Source organism: Vibrio sp. HS-50-1 (assembly GCF_024747315.1).
Lineage (GTDB): Bacteria > Pseudomonadota > Gammaproteobacteria > Enterobacterales > Vibrionaceae > Vibrio > Vibrio diabolicus.
On record NZ_JAMPZF010000048.1, the window covers coordinates 258,257 to 281,097 of the forward strand.

General features: G+C 46.1%; 19 protein-coding genes. 10 read left to right on the forward strand and 9 right to left on the reverse strand.

The genetic code is table 11. The annotated features are described in order from the left end of the window. Window positions 1–44 precede the first annotated feature (44 nt). Window positions 45–1,046 carry an AraC family transcriptional regulator gene (locus NDJ01_RS20535; RefSeq protein WP_170892151.1) on the reverse strand — a complete coding sequence of 334 codons (1,002 nt, stop codon included), beginning with the start codon at window positions 1,044–1,046 and terminating at the stop codon, window positions 45–47. Window positions 1,047–1,177: 131 nt separating this feature from the next. Between NDJ01_RS20535 and NDJ01_RS20540 the strand changes: the two genes are divergently transcribed. Genes NDJ01_RS20540 through NDJ01_RS20550 form a run of 3 tightly spaced genes read left to right on the forward strand, consistent with a single transcriptional unit; the run spans window position 1,178 to window position 3,564 of the window. Then, window positions 1,178–1,939: an SDR family NAD(P)-dependent oxidoreductase gene (locus tag NDJ01_RS20540; protein ID WP_170892150.1), complete on the forward strand. Its 762-nt coding sequence runs from the start codon at window positions 1,178–1,180 to the stop codon at window positions 1,937–1,939. Between the two features lie 49 nt (window positions 1,940–1,988). Beyond that, a complete protein-coding gene (locus tag NDJ01_RS20545; RefSeq protein WP_006741400.1) occupies window positions 1,989–2,501 on the forward strand; it encodes a 2,4'-dihydroxyacetophenone dioxygenase family protein in 513 nt (170 codons plus the stop codon). A gap of 4 nt (window positions 2,502–2,505) precedes the next feature. Beyond that, on the forward strand, window positions 2,506–3,564 hold the full coding sequence (locus NDJ01_RS20550) for a zinc-binding dehydrogenase (protein WP_258587247.1): 1,059 nt from the start codon (window positions 2,506–2,508) through the stop codon (window positions 3,562–3,564). 83 nt (window positions 3,565–3,647) lie between these two features. Here NDJ01_RS20550 and NDJ01_RS20555 read toward each other — a convergent pair whose 3' ends face one another. Both NDJ01_RS20555 and grxB read right to left on the reverse strand, forming a co-directional pair. Then, window positions 3,648–4,772 carry an alkene reductase gene (locus NDJ01_RS20555; RefSeq protein WP_258587248.1) on the reverse strand — a complete coding sequence of 375 codons (1,125 nt, stop codon included), beginning with the start codon at window positions 4,770–4,772 and terminating at the stop codon, window positions 3,648–3,650. 10 nt (window positions 4,773–4,782) lie between these two features. After that, window positions 4,783–5,412 (reverse strand): glutaredoxin 2, encoded by a 630-nt coding sequence (gene grxB / locus NDJ01_RS20560; RefSeq protein ID WP_015312939.1) that lies wholly within the window; start codon window positions 5,410–5,412, stop codon window positions 4,783–4,785. Window positions 5,413–5,611: 199 nt separating this feature from the next. Here grxB and NDJ01_RS20565 point away from each other — a divergent pair, with 199 nt between their 5' ends. After that, window positions 5,612–6,547, forward strand: a complete 936-nt coding sequence (locus NDJ01_RS20565) for a LysR family transcriptional regulator (protein ID WP_258587249.1) — start codon at window positions 5,612–5,614, stop codon at window positions 6,545–6,547. Here the strand turns inward: NDJ01_RS20565 and NDJ01_RS20570 are convergent. Continuing rightward, window positions 6,500–7,411, reverse strand: a complete 912-nt coding sequence (locus tag NDJ01_RS20570) for a LysR family transcriptional regulator (protein ID WP_258587250.1) — start codon at window positions 7,409–7,411, stop codon at window positions 6,500–6,502. The two genes, NDJ01_RS20565 and NDJ01_RS20570, sit on opposite strands and share 48 nt — an antisense overlap. A 220-nt stretch (window positions 7,412–7,631) precedes the next feature. Here NDJ01_RS20570 and NDJ01_RS20575 point away from each other — a divergent pair, with 220 nt between their 5' ends. Further along, on the forward strand, window positions 7,632–10,511 hold the full coding sequence (locus tag NDJ01_RS20575; protein WP_258587251.1) for an amylo-alpha-1,6-glucosidase: 2,880 nt from the start codon (window positions 7,632–7,634) through the stop codon (window positions 10,509–10,511). Window positions 10,512–10,616: 105 nt separating this feature from the next. Here NDJ01_RS20575 and NDJ01_RS20580 read toward each other — a convergent pair whose 3' ends face one another. Next, entirely contained in the window at window positions 10,617–12,185 is a 1,569-nt protein-coding gene (locus NDJ01_RS20580) for a DEAD/DEAH box helicase (protein ID WP_258587252.1), read from the reverse strand. Between the two features lie 718 nt (window positions 12,186–12,903). Between NDJ01_RS20580 and NDJ01_RS20585 the strand changes: the two genes are divergently transcribed. The 3 genes from NDJ01_RS20585 to NDJ01_RS20595 are packed head-to-tail and all read left to right on the forward strand — an operon-like array spanning window position 12,904 to window position 16,601. Then, window positions 12,904–14,259, forward strand: a complete 1,356-nt coding sequence (locus tag NDJ01_RS20585; RefSeq protein ID WP_237310786.1) for a diguanylate cyclase domain-containing protein — start codon at window positions 12,904–12,906, stop codon at window positions 14,257–14,259. Further along, a complete protein-coding gene (locus NDJ01_RS20590; protein ID WP_258587253.1) occupies window positions 14,246–15,562 on the forward strand; it encodes a glycosyltransferase in 1,317 nt (438 codons plus the stop codon). The genes NDJ01_RS20585 and NDJ01_RS20590 overlap by 14 nt, the downstream gene beginning before the upstream one ends. A 1-nt stretch (window position 15,563) precedes the next feature. After that, window positions 15,564–16,601: an HlyD family secretion protein gene (locus tag NDJ01_RS20595; protein ID WP_074190450.1), complete on the forward strand. Its 1,038-nt coding sequence runs from the start codon at window positions 15,564–15,566 to the stop codon at window positions 16,599–16,601. Window positions 16,602–16,664: 63 nt separating this feature from the next. Here the strand turns inward: NDJ01_RS20595 and NDJ01_RS20600 are convergent, their stop codons facing one another. Then, the gene (locus NDJ01_RS20600; RefSeq protein ID WP_258587254.1) at window positions 16,665–17,375 is read right to left on the reverse strand and encodes a lipoyl protein ligase domain-containing protein; all 711 of its coding nucleotides are present in this window, start codon (window positions 17,373–17,375) and stop codon (window positions 16,665–16,667) included. Window positions 17,376–17,570: 195 nt separating this feature from the next. On the opposite strand from NDJ01_RS20600, the gene NDJ01_RS20605 reads away from it, so the two are divergent. After that, entirely contained in the window at window positions 17,571–17,897 is a 327-nt protein-coding gene (locus NDJ01_RS20605) for a DUF4156 domain-containing protein (protein WP_025592803.1), read from the forward strand. Window positions 17,898–17,992: 95 nt separating this feature from the next. Here the strand turns inward: NDJ01_RS20605 and NDJ01_RS20610 are convergent, their stop codons facing one another. Then, entirely contained in the window at window positions 17,993–19,021 is a 1,029-nt protein-coding gene (locus NDJ01_RS20610) for a hypothetical protein (RefSeq protein WP_258587255.1), read from the reverse strand. A gap of 413 nt (window positions 19,022–19,434) precedes the next feature. Continuing rightward, on the reverse strand, window positions 19,435–20,583 hold the full coding sequence (locus NDJ01_RS20615) for a PLP-dependent aminotransferase family protein (RefSeq protein WP_258587256.1): 1,149 nt from the start codon (window positions 20,581–20,583) through the stop codon (window positions 19,435–19,437). A 125-nt stretch (window positions 20,584–20,708) separates the two neighbouring features. Here NDJ01_RS20615 and NDJ01_RS20620 point away from each other — a divergent pair, with 125 nt between their 5' ends. After that, a complete protein-coding gene (locus tag NDJ01_RS20620; protein WP_006741415.1) occupies window positions 20,709–21,578 on the forward strand; it encodes a GyrI-like domain-containing protein in 870 nt (289 codons plus the stop codon). 114 nt (window positions 21,579–21,692) lie between these two features. On the opposite strand, the gene NDJ01_RS20625 is transcribed toward NDJ01_RS20620, so the two are convergent. Continuing rightward, the gene (locus NDJ01_RS20625; RefSeq protein ID WP_258587257.1) at window positions 21,693–22,730 is read right to left on the reverse strand and encodes a DUF4382 domain-containing protein; all 1,038 of its coding nucleotides are present in this window, start codon (window positions 22,728–22,730) and stop codon (window positions 21,693–21,695) included. Window positions 22,731–22,841: the final 111 nt, after the last annotated feature.

Genomic DNA, 22,841 nt, shown 5'->3' on the forward strand with positions numbered 1-22,841 from the left:
AGCCGCTGAATATCAGCGGCTTTTTATCTATGCTCTCAAACTGTTCAACTTATCCTGTTCTCCAGTCTCCATTGGCTGGGCGACTTTCCTGTCCAACTGCGAAAGTGGCGGCTGAATACCGCAGTTTCTGCATAGCCCAGTTGCAATGCGATATCGGTAATACTCTGAATATTCTCACTTAAACGCTGCTCGGCGAAATCCTGTCGTACTTGTTGTAACAACTGTCGATAACTTGTTTCCTGCTGTTTCAACTTGTTTTGCAGCATTCTCGGATGCAGGTCTAATGCTCTTGCAACGCGCTCCACGCTGCATTCTCCGGTCGACAACAAACGACCAATCATATTCGCTGCTTGATCACTCAGATTGTTAGGATAGCGGGTTTGCAAATACTTGAGGTGCTGTTGAAAGTGGCGATCCAGTGCGTCTTCGTCTTGGTGATTCTTAGCGTTGAGCAGGTTGGCTTTGAGCAATACACCGTCAAACTTATCACCAAAACGCAGTTTGTTCTGTTGGGCAAACTTGCTTTGCTCTACTTCCAATGTTGCGTGTTGAGTCAAATGTAGCGCGAAGTGGCTTGCTTCAATATCGAGCAAACTGGCGATAAACATGGCTAAGTGTGACACACTTAGCTGCATCAACTGCGCAATACCGCGGTCACTATTCACATCAATATTGAGCGACAATCGTACCCAATCATCTTGTGGCGTCATGTTGAGAGTAACGCCTGACGAATGCAAATAGAGATAATCATTCACCCGCGCCAATGCATCACCGACCGTTTCAGCACGAGAAACCAGCATCGGCAAATCGCCTAAACTTTGCAGGTTTTGGCGCTCGGCGAGTAACGCACCAAACAACGGTTGCTTACAACGAGCAGCCGCTTCTTCCAGTAATTCAGCCAACCTAGGGTAGGCGAGATAGGTATCGGGATCGCGAAACTGCGCGGCAGACAGGCCAACAGCGGCCATTATCTCTTGCGGATTCTGACCTAATTCTGAAACCAAGCTATCAAATTTATCGGCAGCGCCACTTCGTACGATATACATGTCTCGATTTTTAAATGTTAACAGGTTGTAAATCGCAATATATCAAATTTACTTCGTAAAGGGTCAAGTGAGTGCCAGTGAGTTGATCTAAGTTACATTTCGATAACAACAACGCATGGATGAGAAGCTGTATGGAACTTATCAATAAAACTGCCATCGTGACTGGCGCTGCGGGTGGAATTGGGCAAGCTATTATTGCAAAGCTAAGAGAGCAAGGAGCCAAAGTGCTTGCTGTCGATATTTCAGATCAATCACTGCAAATGTACGCAAGTTTTGGCTCTAAGCAGTTGGAAACCTTTGTTGCGGACGTCACCGATTACCAACAAGTCGAAGCCATGGTGAGGTACGCGGTCGAACAATTTGGCTCACTTGACATCATGGTCAACAATGCAGGTATCGGCGCACCGAAACCTCTGCTTGAACATGATCCTATCGCCGACTTTGAGCCTATCTCTAAAGTCAACCAAAACGGCGTTTACTATGGCATTCTCGCCGCTGGACGACAATTCCAAGCGCAAGGGACACCGGGCGTGATCCTCAATACCTCTTCCGTTTACGCCCAAATGGCCTCCGAGATGACGTTTACCTACAACGTCAGTAAAGCCGCAGTCGATATGATGACCAAATGCGCCGCTCTAGAGTTAGCGCCTCTGGATATTCGTGTGTGTGCCGTCGCTCCGGGACGTGTCGATACTCCGATGTTAAGGCAATACGAAGAGATCGGCTTGTGGAACCACATCCGCAAAGAACAGATGCGCCAAAACTTCACGCAACCAGAAGAGATTGCCAACGTGGTAGCGTTTCTTGTCAGCGAGAAAGCCAACTGTATCAACGGCTGCACCATTAGCGCATCTGACGGTTTCGAGAATTTTAAGTACCCGCTCATGGGATAGATGGAATAGGCGAGCACGCCAAATTACAGCAATAGTGAGGATGTAAGTTATGTCATTACCAGAAGTTATTCAGCATCAAGATTTCCTATTAACTCTTAATACTAATGAAGAGTCGATCATTAAAGACGCGCTACCGGGTGTTGATGTTTACCCGCTGTTTCTTGACCCAGAAAATGGTACGTGGGTGATTCGCGCCAAGTTCAAACCGGGCGTGACTCTGCCTAAGCACTTCCATACTGGTGTGGTGCATTTCTATACACTGAGTGGCGCGTGGCACTACATCGAGTATCCAGACCAAGTCCAAACCGCTGGTAGCTACTTATATGAGCCGGGCGGTTCGATTCATACCTTTCACTGTCCAGAAGAGTCGGGTGGCGCAGATGGCTTTATGGTGATCCAAGGTGCGAACATTAACTTTGACGAAGAGGGTAACTTTCTCAACATCATGGACGCAGGTTGGATTGAGCAAGTGGTGGTTGCCGCTGCCAATGCGCAAGGTTTTACTGCACGCTACATCAAGCCGGGTGCGATTGCTGGCCTGAGTGATGATCTTGCGGAGTAATCTCATGCAACAGATGAACAGTATCGTAATGCTGGATGGCCGTGTCCGTCTGCAGCAAGTCGAAATACCCCAGCCCGCAGCAGGACAAGTGTTGGTTCGCAGCCTTGCTTGTGGGATTTGTGGCTCCGACCTTCACATTACTCGACACGCGGATGAGGTGTTTGATGTATTCCACCAACTCGGGTTGATGCCTGATGAAGTAGGTGAGCACGCTCAAGTGATGTTGGGACATGAATTCTGTGCGGAAATTGCCGAATACGGTGCCGATACGCAGCAAACGTTGCCCGTTGGTAGCCGAGTCACGTCTGTGCCGATGTTGCTCAGCCAAAATGGCGCGGGCGTTGGTGTTACTCCGGGTACTTATGGCGCTTACTCTGAGTACTTCCTGCTTGATGAAGCGTTATTGCTACCTGTCCCAGACGGAATGCCGTCTGAGGCGGCGGCATTGACCGAACCACTGGCGGTCGGTTTGCACGCGGTCAATCGCAGTGAAATCGAAACGGAAGAAACAGCGCTGGTTGTCGGTTGTGGCCCTATAGGGCTGGCGGTGATCGCAGCGCTCAAACAACGCGGTGTGAGCAACATTCTTGCGGTCGATCTTCAGGAAGAGAAGCTGCAACTTGCCAGCGAGTTTGGCGCAAATCGATTGATCAACCCGACCAAGGAAGACGAGATTGCCGTCGGGGCACAGTACGCAATGAATTCACGTTTGGTCATTTATGAGTGTGTTGGCAAACATACTTTAATTGATGATTTCATGCGCCGTGCTCCTGCTCGAGCACGAATCGTTGTATCAGGCATTCATACGATTCCAGCGACCATTAACTACGCTTACGCGACGGTAAAAGAGCTCGATTTAAGATTCTCTTACTACTACCAACCGCACGAGTTTGAGCAATGCCTACAAGCGATTGCCGAACACAAGTTGCCTTGGCAGAAAATGCTTACCGCCAAAGTAGGAATCGATGGTGTGGAAGATGCGTTTAGACAGCTAATGACGCCAAATGATCACATCAAAGTCGTTATCGAACCTTGGCGCAGCGGCGCGTTAGAAGTGATTTAACTCTTAGCCAACTTAAGCTAGCCAAAACCAAGTTTAGTTTGGTGACAGCCCCAACCGTAGCAGCTAGGTTGGGGCTTTTTCTGTTAGGCCTGTTCTGCGCATTCTTGTTGTAGAGCAGGGTAATCGGTGTAGCCTCGTTCGTTTCCACCGAACAACGTTGAGCCATCGAGTTCTGCCAACGGATGGTGATGTTGCAAGCGAGAGACTAAGTCTGGGTTTGCTACGAATGGCCGTCCGAATGCGACAAGATCCGCGTAGCCTTTCTCTAACACTTCGTTTGCTCGTTGAGGATTGTAGCGACCTGCGACAATGATAGCGTTGCGAAAGCGCTTTCTAAGTTCGATTCGAAACCTCTCAGGAATCGTTGGTGCATCGGCCCAATCGGCCTCGGACAAGTGCAAGTAGGCAATGTCGCGCTCCTGTAGCTGTTTTGATGCCTCTAAGATCGTTGGCACGATATCTGGGCAGTCCATATCTTTAAACGTAATGAATGGTGCCAATCTCACTCCAACTCGATGCGCACCAACAGCGGCGATAACTGCATCCACTACTTCGATAAGAAAACGGATACGATTTTCTCGTGAACCGCCGTAGTTGTCTGTTCGATGGTTTGAATTGGTTCTTAAGAACTGGTCTATCAGATACCCATTTCCGCCGTGGATTTCTACACCATCAAAACCCGATTCAATAGCGCGTTTGGCTGCGTTCGCGAAATCACCGACAACTCGGTTGATATCCGCTTGTGTCATTGCGCGTGGCTCAACACAATCGACCATATTGCCGTTGCCTTGTTCATCTGCAATCCAAACTTGCGTCTCTACCGGAGCGAGCGCAGATGGTGCGATAGGCTGTTCACCATTTTGGAATGTTGGGTGAGACACTCTGCCCACATGCCATAGCTGACAAAACATCGCTGCACCTTGTGATTTGACCGCTTGGGTCACTCCTTGCCAGCCCGCCACTTGCGCATCGGTGTAAACGCCAGGTGTGAACGAATAGCCTTGAGAATCGTCCGAAATTTGTGTGGCTTCGGAAATGATCAGCCCGGCAGAAGCGCGCTGTTGATAATACGTTGTCATCATCTCATTCGGGATGTTGCCCGGCTGAGTGGTGCGTGCGCGAGTCATTGGTGCCATGACAATACGGTTTTGTAGTGACAACGCTTTTAGTTGAGCTGGTTCAAACAGCTTATTTGTTCTTTGTTTCATGATGCGCTCCTTAGATAAGTACTGGCACGTTGGTCGCTTTACGAGCGGTTGCCATCCAGTGAAGTACGGCTGGATCCCATTGCACTTCGGGCGCACTGAAAAAGCCGCGTAGAATGGAAAACATAATGGCTTGATCAACCAGTGACGTTTGCTTTTCTGAACTTAGGTTGAGCAAGGGTTTGGTTTGTTCTATCAAAGCGGCGACTTCTTTCGCAATCGCAGGTGTATCGTTAATCAAGGCTTCAAAATTTAACGCTTCGGTTTCTTTTTTTGCACGCCATGCTTGTTTAGCGGTTTCTGTTGCAAATTCCGGTAACGTCATGTTTGACCAACGCGGATACCCGACTTTTTGTAGCGGTAAAAACGCTTGTTTTTGCCAGTCTAAAACCGGTGTTGAGGGTTGGCTGTTTTCGCTGGAAGATGCCAATTCAAGGAAGTAGTTGATGATGTCTAAGCTTTCCGCCATGGCTTCACCATCGTCTTTGATCAAAAGAGGAACTTGTTTTGCGCCGATGAGGTTTGTGGTGGTGCTCTCGTCGTCATACGCAATGTTGATGACGTCAAGCTGAATATTCAGCATGCCTGCAACAAAACGGACGCGGGCGCTGAAAGGGCAATGTTCATAAATGTACAGTTTCATTTTTTGTTTCCTATCTCTTGGCTGGGCAGGGCGTGTTGTTGTGCGTTGAACAGCGTTACGGCGTTTAACTTTGCTCTGTCACATAATGTTCTGGGTCTAAACAATGTCGATAGGGTCAGTATATGGATTCGACTTAATTTGATAATTGGGTAATATCTGAATTGATTATTCAGTTTTTCCAAACAATAAGGGCGCGAAGATGGATAAGTTTTCGGATATGACGTTGTTTGTCAGCATCGTTAAACATCAAGGTCTGGCAGCGGCGGGAAGGGAGTTAGGTTTATCTCCGGCGACGGTAACGGCAAGGCTGCAAGCGATAGAAGAACGCTATGGCGTAAAGCTGCTCAACCGAAGCACACGCCACGTATCACTCACGGACGCAGGGGCAATGTACCATCAAGCTTGTCTGAACATCATTGATAGCGTGAAAGAGACGGAAAACTTACTGCAAACGGGTATTTCGCAAGTGCGCGGAACGTTGAAAATTTCAGCTCCACGAGATATTGGCAAACAAATTATTTCGCCGATGGTGTCGGCTTTTTCTGAGCAATATCCGGATGTCACGCCTTATCTTTACCTTAATGACAATTTATCGAACTTGGCTGAATCGGGGCTCGATTTGGTGATTCGTTACGGCGAGTTAGCGGACAGTAATCTCATTTCGCGCAAGCTGGCATCGAGTCAACGTGTGCTGTGCGCGTCACCTGATTATTTGTCGAAGCAAGGTGTCCCAAACTGTCCACAAGATCTCGCGGTTCATCGCTGCTTAGCCATGGTGCGCAGCAATGAAGAATTAAAAACGTGGCACTTTAAAGATGAAGAGTCTCACCAATCGATCACGGTCACGCCAAAGCGATTTTCTGATGATGGTGAAGTGATTCGACAATGGGCGTTGGACGGTGCGGGGATTGCGTTGAAATCGATTTTAGATATTCAGCAAGACCTCAAACAACAACGTTTAGTAACGGTTTTGGATGGGTATATGAAAAACTTCAGCGCCTTTTCGCAAGGCGCAGAAGCGGATCTGCATGTCATTTATCAAAGCCGTCAATATCAACCGAAAAGAGTTCGCCTGTTTTTGGACTTTCTAGTTGAGCAATTTAGCGCGCTGAGTGATGCCAGCAATCAGATTTAGATGCGATTCAGAGGTTTCTCGGCGGTGGCGATAAATCCCGACGGTGCCAGGGTTTGGTTCGTTTTCCATGGTTAAGCATCGTAAGCCAAAGGATTCCAAATACGGTTGCAGATGGCGGGTATAAGACATCACCGCGACGCTTTCTTTCAGTACATCAATACTGGCGAGCAGAGAATCCACTTCGTAAGTCGGTCTGTCATCCAGTTGCTGCCTTTCGCGTTCATTTTGTTTCGGGATTGGGTTATCGATGACGTGAGCGAATTTCTTAGCGTCATAAGTGACCGAAAGAGCAGGGTATTCGTGCAGCATCTCTTCGGTGACGGTTTTACCTAGCAGTGGATGGTTTGGGGAAACAAAATAGGCATCAACCGTTTGAAATAACGGAATAAACGTAACATCGCATTTAGACGACAAGCCGACAATCTCGTGGCCGATGAAGAATTCAATCTGTTCGTTGATTAATGAATCCATCAAGCCTAAGTGGTTGCCAAATTCGACGTGCGTAGATGCCGATGGCTGCTTGGTCAGATGTTCATTGAGTACTTGTTTGACGAACAGCGGCCACCACGCATCGCCAGTACCCATTTTAATTTTTCCGACTTGGTACTGTTTCCGTTCATCAATGCTTTGCATCATTTGGTTGTATTCATGCTGCATTGCGTTGCTATGGCGATAGAGGATGCGCCCGTATTCGGTCAACACCATGCCATTAGGGTGACGTTCAAACAGCGTCACGCCGAGATTCTCTTCCAGCTTCTTTAAATTGCTTGTTACCGTTGGCTGGCTTAACCCTGCCATTCTTGCCGCAGCACTGATGCTTTGGCAGCGTGCAACCAGTAAAAATTGCTGCAGAGATTTGTCCATTTTCTTTCCCCTCTAAGAACGAGGGGTATTTTGCACAATTTCATTTATAAATCACAAATCTGTAATCTCATTTGAATGAAATTATGCGCATTTCATAGATCTACATCACTGTTGGGGTTTGACGTATAGATGTTATCTATAGCTCGCTCCTGACTTCCTATTTTCCCCTCAAAAGGGTGTTCTTTAGACTGTCGCCAAAACAACAATCTAAGGGATGAACATGAAACCGAGTTTTATTGCGCTTGCTGTCGCGTCTTGTATTGGTCTTGCTGGATGTGGGGCAGATTCTTCTGATGCACCTGTGCCGGTCGACAAACCAATTATTTCAGCCGACTTATATTTACGTGGTTTAAATGGGGATTGGGGTACGGCAGAGCATGCCAAGCTAAACTATTTGGGTAATAACGAGTACGAAACCGTACTGCGCGTCGCTCGAGGTAGCAATCAGTTCAAGATTGCTGATCCGGGTTGGCAGATCCAATACACCTATTTTGAGGAGCCCGCGGCGTTCGATAAAGCTCAGGAGTACCTGCCAAAACCAGACACGAATGAAGCGTGTATGAACGATGATTGTAACTCTGAGATCACGTTTGAAGACAAAGGGTATTACAAGTTTTCTGTGAGCTTTGCCGATGAAAGTCGCGCGACAATGACTGTGACGAAAGCAACGCAAGAAGAAGCGGAAAAATACTACTCTGATGCGATTCTCGACCCTGCAATGGTGCATGAAGGGCATCAGAGTAAAGAAGTGAAACTGTTCGCCAATTACGATGACTCGAGTGATACCGTGATTTTCTCGGTGAAAGATCCTAAAGCTGAACTGCGTGAATTTGGTATTTCAACGACGACAGAATTGCGTGATGCGCTCGACCAAGGCTTAGTGATTAATGAACAAACAGGGCCGCGAGTGGTATCGGGTGATGTCGCGTTTGACGCGTTGTTTGCGTTGACGATGAAAGAGCTAGACCAGCTTGCTGTTTCTGAAATCAAAGACGGCAATTACAACTACAACAACCCAATCAAAGCGGAAGTTTTTGAGACGGGCGCGAAGTGGCATTACGTGTGGACGCGTGATTTGGCGTACGCAGCAGACCTTTCGCTTGCATTGATGAATCCAACTCGCGTGCAAAATGGTTTGAATTTCAAATTGTCCGCTTTCCGCGACACGACTGATCAGCAATATGATGGCGAGCAGATTGTGCAAGACACAGGCACTGGCGGCAGTTGGCCAATCAGTACCGACCGCACGACTTGGGCGCTTGGTGCAGAACGCTTACTTTCGGCATTGGATGGAGAAGAGTACAACCAGTTTGCTGAGCGCGCATATAACGCTATCAGCAATACACTTGAAGCCGATCGCCTGGCGGCTTTTGATGCGAAATCTGGTTTATACACTGGTGAGCAGTCATTCCTTGATTGGCGTGAGCAAACGTATTCAACGTGGACGCCAAACGATGTCAATGCGATTGGTAGCAGCAAAGCGTTATCGACAAACGTGGTTCACTACCGCGCGATTCAGCTCGCGGCTAAGTTGGCAGAGAAGTACGATTCAACCAACGCGGTCAAATACACCGATTGGGCTGAGCAGTTAAAAACCGCTATCAACGAGCAGTTTTGGAATGCCGAACGCGGTATGTACGTAAGCTATTTGTTTGACAATGGCAAAGACATCGCGGTCGACAAATACGACATGTTGGGCGAAGCACTTGCGATCATCAGTGGCGTGGCAAGTGATGCGCAGGCGAAACAAATCATGGCCAATTACCCACACAGTGAGTTTGGCGTGCCGGTTTATTTCCCTCAACAACCGGATGTGCCTGTGTACCATAACCGCGCAATTTGGCCATTTGTTACCGCGTACAGCTTGCGTGCCGCGCATCAAACACAAAACGTGGCTGCGGCGAACAATGCGATTCAATCGTTGGTTCGTGGTACGGCAACCAACTTATCCAACATGGAGAACTTAGAGTGGCTTTCTGGTAAGTCATTCATCATCCATAGTGATCATGGCGAAGATCCGAGCTTGGATGGCCCAGTGATTAACTCTCAGCGTCAGCTTTGGTCTGTGGGTGGCTACTTGAACATGGTGGTAGAGACCCTATTTGGCATCCATACCGAAACAGGTAAGTTGGAAGTGAAGCCATTTATCACAAGTTGGGTGCGCAATAACTTGTTGGCTCAGTCTGAACAAATCACGTTGGAAAACTTTGCCTTCAAAGGAAAGAACTACTCGGTAACGATTGACTTGCCTGAAGTAAGCAAAGATGAAACAGGCTACTACCCAGTTGAAAATGTCACGATGGACGAAGAGGGGCATTTCCACGTGACACTGGGCGCGCTTGTGAATGTAGATAGCAGCATTACTTTAGTTTCTGGTGTGAAACCGTATGTGAGTGAAGACAGCCGCGTTTATTCTCCGCAAGAGCCAAAACTGGTAGTAAAAAGCGTTGATAATTCGGTTTCGATTGACGTGACGAGCAAGTACAACGTGAACTTGTATCGCAATGGAGAGCTGATTCAAAAGAACGTGGTTGCCCAATCTTATTCCGATACGCCAACAGGTTTTGCGTGTTATTTGGCTGAAAGCATTAACGATAAAGGCTTCCGTTCTAACCCAAGCCAACCGGTTTGTGTCGGTGAAGAGATCCGCATCAAACTTGATGGTGAATATCAGCCACTCAAAGACAATGTCTCAGTGGTTACGGTGAGCAAAGAGAGTGGCATCGTAAAAGGTGCAGAGTCGTTTACAGCTCCTGTAACGGGCACTTACCAGTTCGATGCTTGGTACAACAATAACCTAGGGCAACTTAATACTGGCATCACGAACACCGTGAAATTGTTAGAGGTATTGGATGATGAAGGTAAAGTGGTTGGTCAAGGTTACTTGCAGATGGGCCATATTGGTGAAAACCAAGGTATGCGTTACTCAACGCCAATTGAAGTGGCGTTGGAGCAGGGGAAAACCTATCAGATCGCGCTGAAGGACCACTTCAATATGAGTTACCTCACATCGAATGAAACCTACATCTACGCTGGTGGTATTGAGGGTGAAAAGAACGAAGCGCAAATCGCAGATATTCGAATCACACCTTTAATGTAGGCTGTTTTAACAAAGCTGCGTTCTAAAAACTGTGTTCTAAGAAAAACAAAGCCGCTGAGATTATCAGCGGCTTTGTTGTATTTGCTATCGGAGGCCGTTTACAGGTTAGTTTGCAGTTTGCGGACGAGGCTTACGGCGCTGACCTGACGGTTTGTTTCCTGCAGGCTTAGCATTGTTTGGCTTGCGGTTACCTGACGGTTTACCAGCGTTGCCACTCTTACTACCGTTTGGTTTATTTCCATTCGGTTTATTGCCATTTGGCTTGTTGCCGTTAGGTTTACGGTCATCTGGTTTGCTGTTTGCGCGACCTTGGCCTTCACTGTTGCCTTTAGGCTTGCCCGTACCACCGTGATTGGTGCTGTTTTTGTTGCCGTTGTTACCACCGTTGAAGCGACGTTTAGGTTTGTTTGCACCATTGCCTGCTTTCTTTTCGGTTGCTGGAGCGTTTTCGCCCGCAGCATTTGGCGCTTTTGGTTTCTTCGGCTTCTTAGGTTTTTTCGGTTTGATTGGACGAGTATCCAGTTTAGATTCTGGTACCACATTGGTTGGCGCAAAACCTTCCAACTCTTTACGTGGTAGCACTTCTTGAATCAAACGTTCAATCGCAAACAACTCAGATGCTTCTAGCGCACATACAAGTGAAATCGCTTTACCTACTTCGCCCGCGCGGCCAGTACGACCAATACGGTGAACGTAGTCTTCTGCCACTTTAGGTAGCTCAAAGTTCACCACTTGTGGTAATTGAGGAATATCGATACCGCGCGCAGCAATGTCCGTCGCGACCAACACACGAATTTCACCCGATTTAAAATCCGCCAGTGCTTTGGTACGCGCGCCTTGGCTCTTGTTGCCGTGGATGGCAGCAGCCGGTAGGTTTTGTTCGATAAGGAACTTCGCCAGACGGTTTGCGCCGTGTTTCGTTTTCGTAAACACCAGCACTTGCTTCCAATCGCCGTCTTTGATCAATTTAACCAACATCGGTGCTTTCTTCTTCACGTCTGCTGGGTAGATGCTTTGCTCAACCGTTCTCGCTGTCGAGTTCGCCGGGTTCACTGAAATCTCAACCGGGTTGTTCACCAAGCCTTTCGCAAGGTCGCGGATTTCATCCGAGAAAGTCGCCGAGAAAAGTAGGTTCTGACGTTGTTTTGGTAGCAGAGCTAGGATCTTACGAATGTCACGGATAAAGCCCATATCCAGCATGCGGTCTGCTTCGTCCAGTACTAGCACTTCTAGTTGGTCGAATTTGACCGCATTTTGGTTGTACAAATCCATTAGGCGGCCTGGTGTCGCAACCAACACATCCGCACCTTTGCGAAGACGCAGCATTTGCGGGTTGATCTTCACACCACCAAAAACAACCGCACTGCTTAGTGGAAGGTGACGGCTGTACATAAACACGTTTTCTTGCACCTGAGCTGCAAGCTCACGTGTTGGCGTTAGGATAAGTGCACGAACTTGGTTAGCACGAACGCGAGGGCCGTTCGATAAACGCTCAAGAATCGGTAGCGTAAAGCCTGCAGTTTTACCTGTACCAGTCTGCGCTGCTGCCATTACGTCTTTCCCTTCCAAAATAGCAGGAATTGCTTTTGCCTGAATTGGCGAAGGGGTGTCGTAGCCTTTTTCTTGAATAGCTTTAAGGATTGGAGCAGATAGACCTAAAGAGGTAAAACCCATATGTATGATTCTCAATTGTAGAGTTAGATAACAACGCGCCGAAAACAAATCGGTACGAAAAGTGCGACATTCTGAGGCTTTTACGCGCTGGCTTCAACTAATTCTGTTGTGGATAAATATTTGAACTGGATCTCATTTCTTTTTTGAACAAAAAAGAGCATAGAAAAGTGACGTAGATTCATTCTGTAGTTTGAATGTGTTACGTGTTCTTTCGGAAAAAACAGCGAGACAAATGGTGATTATTAATCACTCAAACGGCTTAAAAATACTTGTTTGATAAATAATCAGAATAGTTGAATGTTATTCAGTGTTTTGCCAATCAATTTTAATGGAAATTAGTTAGTAAAGTATTATCAAGTCTCAGATTTGATACATGTCGGTATGGTTAAATGCTGAGCAGAAAGGAATCGACTGATATAAAACAATGAGCTTGATGTGAATGCAAGGATCTCATTATGCATCAAATCGCACTATTATCCCAGCTTGCTAACAAAAGGTTGTACTATGCGCTTTGCTATCCGATTTCTCTACTCACGGCCTCCTTCACACTTTATTCAGAGATCTTTCTGCTTTTACTGCCTGAGTTAAAGCTCTCTAAATATTTGTTCTATTGTTGTATTTAACGGTGGCAAGGCTTGTCTACCTAGAGTGCTTTGTTACTGCAAGTTCTATATTTCTGATGTTATGAATTAATTTTGTGGTTGTGAGAACTAATAAAATGTCGTCAATAAATAACAATTTCTACTGGGTTGGTGAACAGCCTGTCAGTGAGTTAGCTGAAGATATGGTTTTGGTTAATCATATTGATGAGGTGGCAACGGGACTCGGTGGCATGGTGTGTATTGCTTATCAAGATCCACACCAAATAGATACCGCGCTGAAAGCGTTTTATCAGGAGAAAGGGCGTTGGTCTTGGGCGGTTTATGTCACCGTGGAAACCCCTTATTCTCGATGCGTTACCGACGGTGTCTTTGAAGCTAGAGAATCAATAAAAATTTGGCGATCCATTCAAAATAAGCTCGATGCCATTGATGAACCGGAAGTGTTAGACCCTTTGATTGGTTGGCTTGGGGTCAATCGTCAGCGAAGAGTGACTGCTTTAAAAAGTTTAGAGTCTATGTCGGTTTATTCGTACCCAATCATCGATATGTTCTTTCCTGATATTTATTCGACTTATCGATACGTGCTCTCAGAGCAAGGTCGCGGAGTATTAGAAGCGGAAGTACTGATCGATAGAATTCGTGTTTGTTCTCATTGCAACAGCGGACACTTGAATTATGTAGAGGTGTGCCCGGATTGCAGCAGCATCGATATCGACTCTCAAAGCTCTTTGCACTGTTTCACTTGTGGCCATGTTGGTGAACAACACAGCTTTCAGCGCCGTGGAAAGCTCGAGTGCCCTAAATGTTTGACCCAGCTGCGCCATATCGGCGTTGATTATGACCGCCCGCTTGAAAACCACGTTTGTAATAGTTGCTCCAGTTTATTTGTTGAAGCGGCGACGATCAGTCAATGTTTAAGTTGTGACTCAAAGATCAAAGTCGAAGAGCTTGTTGTCCGGAAAATTTACCAATATCGACTTGGTGAAGTGGGTGAATACATTTTCCAACACGGCAAGTCCATTCAAGCTCCTGAGCTCTCGATCAAAGGCAAAGTGGAAGTCAGCTTTTTCCAAAATTTGCTTGCATGGTTAAATAAAGTCGCGCTGAGGCACAAAGAACAGCACCTTCTACTTGGACTGCATTTACCGACGATCGATGAATACGGTAAGCAATATGGCGATGCAAAATTGTTCTCATTGATGGATCAACTGACGCGTCGTCTTAGCGGCTTGTTTAGAGATACCGATATCTGTTGTCAGTACAAACAGGATGTGTTGCTTGTCCTAATGCCAAATACGACCAACGCGAGCCTGTCCATTTTACAGCAAAAATTATCGGATCTGGGTGAGCTTGTTGAAGACGAAGAGTTTGAGTTGGATGTCTTTGCTTGGGACCTGCCCGATCCGATCATCGAAGACGGTGTTTCTGTTTGGATGGAATCGCTGATGGGTGAGATTTATGCTGCAAGATAGTCTCGTTCTGCTCGACTATCTTCGAGGTATGCTACTTCACAACGAAGAGTTATGGCTATTGCTGTTTCCCGTCATGATCATTATCGAGCTACCTCTATATTTGCTGGTGCTAACAGGGATATTTCGTTGGTCATATGCGCAAGAAGATCCAGAATTAAAACAGTTCCCTTCAGTGAGTTTCGTTATTACTTGTTATGGTGAAGGTGATGCGATTGGGATCACTATCGATACGTTAGTTGAGCAAGTTTACCCAGGTCATATTGAAGTACTTGCTGTGGTTGATGGGGCGGTACAAAACCAAGATACCTATCAAGCCGCGTTAAATGGTGAGAAAAGGCATGCAGGCGTTCGTAATCGTAAAGTGCGCGTGTTGCCAAAATGGCAACGAGGAGGTCGGGTTTCAACACTGAATGCCGGCTTATCAATGGCTAGTGGGGAAATCGTCATTAACGTGGATGGAGATACGTCATTCGATAACGACATGGTCTTCACCATGATGAAACAGTTTGCGGATAAAAATGTGATTGCGAGCGGTGGTGCGTTAAGAGTTCGCAACCATAACGCCAACTTGTTGACCAAAATGCAATCCTTGGAGTACATGCTGTCGATGCAAGCCGGTAAAACGGGGATGGCGACATGGGGAGTGCTCAATAACATTTCTGGCGCCTTCGGAGCGTTTCGTAAGAACCTGCTTAAGCAAGTGGGGGGCTGGGATACGCATACCGCAGAAGATCTCGACTTAACCATGCGCTTGAAGCAATACAAACGTCGTTATCCTGATAATAAGTTGGCCTTTTCGACGCACTCCATCGGCCATACTGATGTGCCAGATACGTTGAAAGGTTTGGTATTGCAGCGGCTGCGTTGGGATGGCGATTTATTGTTTTTGTTTTTGCGTAAACACAATGAAGGGTTGTCTCCACGGCTACTTGGTTGGGGGAACTTTTTATTCACTTTGGCTTATGGCGTGATTCAAAACGTTTTATTGCCGCTGCTTGTGGTGATATTTAGCGTGTACATGGTGATTGTCTATCCACTTAAATTTGTATTGGCGTTGATGCTAATGCTCTATTTTGTCTACCTCTTCTTATCTGCTCTGATTTTTGTTGTCTACATTGGGCTTGTATCAGAGAGAAAAAAAGAGGATTTGAAGTCAGCGAGATGGTTATTTCTTTACCCTGTCTACCAGTTTTTCATGCGTTTGATTACCGCTTTCTCAATGGTTAATGAGGTTGTGAGGAGAAGTCATGAAGAGTCGAGTATGGCACCTTGGTGGGTATTGAAGCGAGGTAAAAAGTTTTAGTATGAAAGTTAACTTTCACTTAGATAAGAAAAACAAACCGCAGTCTGAGAACGGGATGAAAGTCGTCTACGGACAGGCAAAGCGTGGCGGTTATCGTCTCCGTTGGTACTTGATTTTAGCGATTGTAATCAGTCCGCTTTTGTTTATGGCTTATTACTTGTTTAGAACGCAAGTATTAGTGACGGCACCTGCCATTATCACGTCACATCCACTTACGGTGACGGCAACTCGCTCTGCCATTGTTGGGCCAGTGCCTGTGAATGTCGGTACGGAAGTGACTCAGGATCAAGCGCTGCTGTTGTTAAAAGATAATGCGTTGAATAAAGAGATTGATTTCATTAAAGATGAGCTGGTGAAACTGTCTAAAAATCAGGTGCAAAGTACTGATGAGCTATACAAAAGTGCTATTGAAAGCTCAGCAGAAGGTTTGAAGAAGGTCCGTGATATTCAGAAAAAATACGACCTTTACAGAAAGAAAGGGCAAGTGTCTGAGGTGGATTACGCGGCTATTGTGAGTGTGAATAACTCACTGAGCAATCAGTTAAGCAGTCAGAAAATTGCTTATGTGGATGCAATGCGTAACTTGGAAGAGTTAGAGTTGGCTGGTCCAGTAACACAAGAGTATCGTTCTTTAATGCGTGAGCTGGTAGTAAAGCGTGCTCAACAAGAAGATCTCACCTTCCGTTCTCCTATGAATGGTCGGGTACTCGATATTCATGTGCATGAGGGGCAAAATGTATCGGAAAATACGCCATTGCTCACGATTGCTCGCAACGTGACACCTGAAATTACGGCTTTTCTAAATCCTAAATACCTCGAATACAGTAATATGGAAACCAAAGCAAAAGTCGTATTTCCTGATGGTCGAAAGTTTAATGCGACGGTATCGAAGCCAGTTGAGGTTGTGAACAAATTGCCTTCAGAACTTCAAAGCCCATTTGAAGGGCAGCCTGCCTATTTAAAAGTCACACTGAGCTTTGATGAGCCGTTGGAAAAAAGTCGATGGATTGAAGGGGTCGAAGTGGAAGTTCGCTTTTAACGTTGGTTGATTGAGTAGGAAAGGAGCGAAAGCTCCTTTTCTTTTTTGGTTGTTAACACGCCTTTAGTCGCCTTTAGCATGCATTAAAAACGCGCTCGTCAGTCGCTGAAAGAGTGAATCTACCGACGGACGGTCGGATATATGATGGAAGAGCGGTGTGTGGACATCACCACGAATATCATCGTTGTGACCGCAAAGTTGATTACACAATTTTACCGGTGCGACAATCTTTTCAACGTCGGCATCAATCAGAATGAATGCTTGTGATAACACCACTTGCCCACTGCCTTTTTTCAGTAAAACGCGCTGCGCGGTTCCCACAACTTTTTGACCACCAATATTGAGGTTGTACTCGCCATCGCAGTAGGAATAAGGCGTAGCATGGACATCTACTTTCACGCCCAGTTGCTCAAAGAAAACTGTCAATATCGCACACAAATCGAGATACGCTTTCTTGATGTCGTAAGGCTCACCGTCTGGCCAGTGATAGATGTGGGATAGATTAATAATACCCGGTACTTGAGGGACGGGGGCACCACCGGTTTTACGGGAAAAGAGTTTCCAGCCAGACATGTTTAACGCATGTTCTAACTCATTAGACACTGGCCATTTCTTACCCGCGGGAAGCACGATCGTCGGGCTTTTTACTTGCCAAAGTAATAGCACTTGCGAGAGTTGGTTGGACTGAACTTGTTTAATGAGCTCATCTTCTTTTTCAAATGCATCAGCGACTTCCGTAGCCGTATAGCGAATTAGCTTATTTTTAGAAACCAAACTCTATCCCTCATCCGTATATTATCGCTACTGTTTTATCTTAGATGCCATGTGATTACTAGCGGTATACGCTGCCTTTAGAGTTTTCTTCGCTTCCATTATTTCTATTTAAAGGGGCGATAGAAATATTTTGTTGGTCATCACATAAGCAATTCATAAAATCCGCCATCTAAATAATTTTTAGGCGATATGACTATGAAAAAGCGAGTGATGTGTCTTGCGTTAGCGGCATCATTGACGGGATGTGTGACGTTCCCGACCCAAGAATCTGAGCAAGTCCAAGTGCTTTGGGACAACGTGAATGCGATTGAAAACTGCGAGCTAATGGGAACGGTAATTGGCTCGGAAGGGCACTTTTATGATTATTGGCTGCACGCAGATAAAGACATGGTTTGGGGTACGTTAAACCAAATGCGCATCAAAGCGGCAGATTTAGGCGCAGATACATTGTATTTATATGAGCCGTTGGACTTCTCCACATCGGTTACCATGTTTGCCAATGCTTATAAGTGCAAACAGTAGCGATTTGCTTGCTCATAACTGAAAGACAGGCGTCGCTCGCCTGTCTTTGATGCGCTCAACAAACATGGGTTTGTTCGTTATGTTCTCTCTCGCCGTTAATTCACATTGGCCGTTGCTACCGCGACAGAGTCGGAAAACGACAGCGTGAAATCTTGCTCTGTATTGAGCACTTTGGCTGGAAACTCTAAGCTTAATTGCGCGTGTGGTGCGACTTCTGAAGCGATACTGGTGACGAATTTTCGGGTTTCACCCGGAGAGATTGACAAGTTATTTCCCCCTCGTGATGAGAGCTCTGCGATCCCCATGGTTTCAAGCGTGTTACCCGCAGTATCTGCTAAGTTCAACAAAGACTCCGATTTATACACTAGCTCTCCGCTTTCGGTGCGGTAGGCATTAAACGTGTTGAAGTTTGGCTGTAATGAACCTTGTGAACCGACGTTAGTGACGGAAAACGTCACATTAGAGCCATCAAAATTCTCGACTTTCACCAACACGTTACCGTCTTGGTAACGTGCTGCTGCGGCAGCACTGGCTTGCTGTTTCTGTCTCTGTTGTTCTTTCTCGATGTTGCTTAACTGTTCCTGCTCGCTAGCAATTCTATTTTCTGCCATGGCGTAAGATTGATCCACCATTGCTAACAAAGCGGGGATTGAATACAACGTGAGACCTTCCAAATGGTCAAAGTCGATTTTGGCATGCTGAGTAAGTTCGTGGTTCGAGAACTGGCAGTAACCATCAATCAAGCTAACAAATGCGACTTCAAAAGTACCTTGTAATCGGCTCACTTCCTGTGCGGCTTTTTCTAAATCTGAGCGTACTTTTCTGATCTCTTCCAATGTCTTTTGTGGCAAACGTCCATTGGGTGACACGTCGTTGGAAACCGAGACCAGTGCTTCGGTCACAAATGGATTGTTTTTGGCTGGAATTACCGTGGTGATGCGGTTGGATTTAGTGATGTCTTCGCCCAGTAAAACCATCATTTTTTGCGATACGGCAGTTGTGTTGCCCGCTAAAACATCACTACAGTTTGGAGACGTATTCGCATACGCGGCGAATGCGGTAAAAAGTGAAAAGATAACGGACCAGCCAGTGGCGACGAGTCCTGTCGTGGTTCGAGTGTTCATCCTGATAACCCCTCTGTCATTTGGTGCGATTCACTGACGTAATTGCCAATCAAAAGATTGGCTCGCGACATTCAGAATGGTTCTGGTCAATCCTTCGTAGTGGGTATGCCCGCAGATGCTTTCTAGTCGTTTTCTCAATCGCTAAGCCACGACTGAGTAAAGTGTCTGAAGTTGAGAACATTAATGCTGCGAAGTTGATGTCTTTTTGTTTGAAAGATAGACGTAACTTTTCTAACCATCAAATACGTGATTAGGTTCTCATTTTTATATGAGTGAGAGGATCAAGAGAAAACAGGCACTTACTGTAGAGAGTTGATTTGAGAGAAAAATATAAAATTTTTTGGGGAACTTTTTTGATGCTGCCTTTGAGACTTTTTCGAATCTCAAAGGCAGATTCTAACGTATGCGCTCAATTACAAAGCGTTGAGTACATCCGCAAGTCGAGTGACAGCAGTCGCCAGTTCTTCTGGTGTGGCATTGGTAAAGTTAAGACGCAGAGCGGCTTTTACCTTTGAACCTTCCGGATAAAATACCGGGCTTGGCACCACAGCAACCCAGTTTGCAAGAAGGGTCTTCGCAAGTTCGAACGTGTCACATTCTGGAATTTCTACCCAGACAAACATACCACCATCGACAGGTTTGAGTACGCAACTTTCCGGCAGCTGTTTTTGCAGCTCAGTAAACATGACATCGTAACGCGATTTGTAAAGCGCACAGATGGTTGAAATGTGCGTTTCGAAGTTGTCATGTTGCAGTAGACCATGCAGCAAAGCTTGCATAGGAATACTAGAGTGCAGATCGGCACCTTGTTTAATTTTGATGAGTGGCTCAAGGTAGCTGCTTTTGCCCGTAACTACACCAATACGCAAGCCTGGTGAAGCTATTTTGGAGAAAGAGCGCAATACGATGGAGTGCTGTGGGCAGAAGTCCGAAACCAGTGGAAGCGCTTCACCAGAAAAACGCAGCTCGCGGTATGGTGCGTCTTCAATGAATGCCACGTCGTATTGGATACAAAGCTCGGCAACTTTTTGGCGAGTCTCTAGCGCCCAGCATACGCCCGTTGGGTTGTGAAAATCGGGCACGACGTAGAACATTTTCGGTTGCTGCGTAGCAAAGCATTGCTCAAGTTCTTCAAGGTTTGGGCCACACTCGGTTTGTGAAACGGTCACGATGTTGGCTTGCACTAAACCGAATACTTGCATAGCACCAAGGTAGCTTGGTGCTTCCATCACCACTTTATCGCCCGGATTCACGTACGCACGCGCAATCAAATCTAGCCCTTGCTGAGAACCCGTTGTGATCATCGCCAAATGAGATTCTGGTAGCTGGTAATAATCGGTCAAAAAGTTAAGTAGCGGTGCGTAGCCTGCTGTTGCGCCGTATTGAAATACCTCTGGCATGTTCGCGAGGTTTTCGAGCGTCGGTTTCATTAAGTCGATCGGGAAGGTTTTTTCGTCCGGTAAGCCACCCGCAAGAGAAATGACGTTCTTATCGCTCGCTGCTGCGAGGATCTCTCGAATGTAGGATGACTTAGTTTGTTGTAATGACTGTGCGATTTCCATGTGCTGTGCTTCTCGTAATTGTCTTTTTTTATGTCAGAAATAGTATAGGTAAATTGCCAAGCTTAGTGTGTCCATTTATGCTGTTAAATATGTCCATTTATGCTATTTGAGCGAAAGTTTACTCCGTGAGCCATCAACAAGTTTCCAGAATCAATGACGTGTTGTTTTACATTCATCAGGACATTAGCAGAGAGTTATCGGCTAAAGAGCTAGCAGATGTAGCAGCCTATTCTGAACAACACTTCCATCGTATTTTTAAAGATGTAGTGGGGGAGTCCATCCATCAATATATCCGCCGTACAAGAATGGAATACGCCGCCAACCAACTGATGTTTGATACCAGCTCATCGGTGTTAGACATTGCTAACAAGTGCGGCTTTAGCTCGGTATCTTCTTTTAGCCGAGCGTTTAAAGCGACGTTCGCTATGTCACCTGGTGCGTGGAGAAAGCATGATTTACAAGTCGCAGAAAAACCGTATTTGAAGGATCCGGAAGTAGCAGCGGGTTATCATCGTGTTGCTAAACGCGAGTTGCCAGAACCTAAAATTATGGAGGTTCCACAACGCTTTGCGGCGTATGTACGGCATGAGGGTTATAGCCGTTCCATTCGCAACGCGTGGCTGATTTTGAAAGCGTGGGCAAGTTCTGAGAATCGGGACTTTTCGGTTCAATACGGCTTGCATCACTCCAATCCTGCTTGGGTCGAACTCGACAAGTGTCGTTATGTGGCTTGTATGGCAATTGATACGCCGCTCAAAGTGCGCGGCGTCGTGAATCAAATGACCATCCCAGGCGGTTTACATGCCGTCTTTCGCTTAACGGGCGTATATGGTGAGCTTCTTCCTCAACTGAGTATGGTATTAGAGAAGTGGTTGCCTAACTCTGGCTTTAAACAGCGTTCTACGCCCGCTTATGTCCATTATCATAAAAATCACTTTCTCAGCCATGATGAGGCGTTTGAGCTGGATTTCTATCTACCCATTAGCTTCTTCTAAGGATGAAAACGAACGTATTATCGTGTGAGTCGATTTGTGGTGAGTAAAGAGCTGACCAAGAACGCCATGAAGAAAAGGCAGAGCTTGTGCTGACTCTGCCATTTCTAGGGGATCTCAAAAGTTTGCGTCTGTATTAGTACCAACGGATACGTTAAGTCCGCTAGTTGATTGATAAATGCTGAAAGTTTCGCCTGCGACAATACCGTCTTCAGAATCGTCATTTGCCGTACAGGTATAACCGACCGAGTAAGTACCAGGTTCTACAAAACCGAATTCGTACTCGTAATTTGCATCATCAACGTCTAGAACGACGTTCGCTGCTGCGATTGGCATTGCTTGGCCTTCTGCGCCGGCAAATGGCCCCATGTTTTCTTCAGCGATATTTCCTTGATATAAGTAGACCGCGTGCGCATATCCATTTGCGCTTGGGGTATCCGTTTCGCAGCTTTGATAGGTCAATGTTGCGACATCACCCTGAATCTCCCCCGTTGTAACCGTGTTAATTAAAGTTACGGAGGTGCGTTGAATGCTGTAGCCTTCGTTTTGGCCTGTTCCGTCTTTTAAGCCACGGCGCAGATCAAATTCAACTACGAACTCATTATTGTCAGGGTTGACTGCAAAGGTGTTGTTAAAGAACAGTACTCCAGAATCAGGATCCTTTCCGACACCTTGTGGGCAAGCCCCATCACCTTTGACGGTCAGTGGGATTTGATTTCCTGTCGCTTCGTCAATCACATACGATGGGTAGTTTGGATGATCGCCATCATTAGCAAACACGCAGAGTTTATAATTACCAGTTGGTATCAGTTCATCATCCACCAATTCTTGCGCGTCACTGCCTTGGAAGTTGAGTAAATTAACACTTAGTGGGAGTGGATCTTCACCCTCGGGAAGGGGATTACCATCTTCGTCGACCAAATTGCCTTCTTCGTCTGTTTTAAACACATCGAATACTTGTGGTGTGCCACCATCCAGAGGAAGAAATGCAACTTTGTTATATGTGATCACCACTTCTGATACGTCATCAATAGGGGCATCTGATACAGACAAAGTAATAGGAGTCATTGTACTGACAGAGTCACTGTCTGAATTACAGCCAATAAGTGCAACGGCTATTGATGCACTGATTAGGCCAATTTTCATGCTGTTCATTAGATGTACCTTTTTATGAGAAGTGTATTAAATGTAGCCGATTATTGACAAAGTACAGAATAACAACGAGCGGAGTTACCGGGTGGAAAACAGCGACGAAACATCATTAAG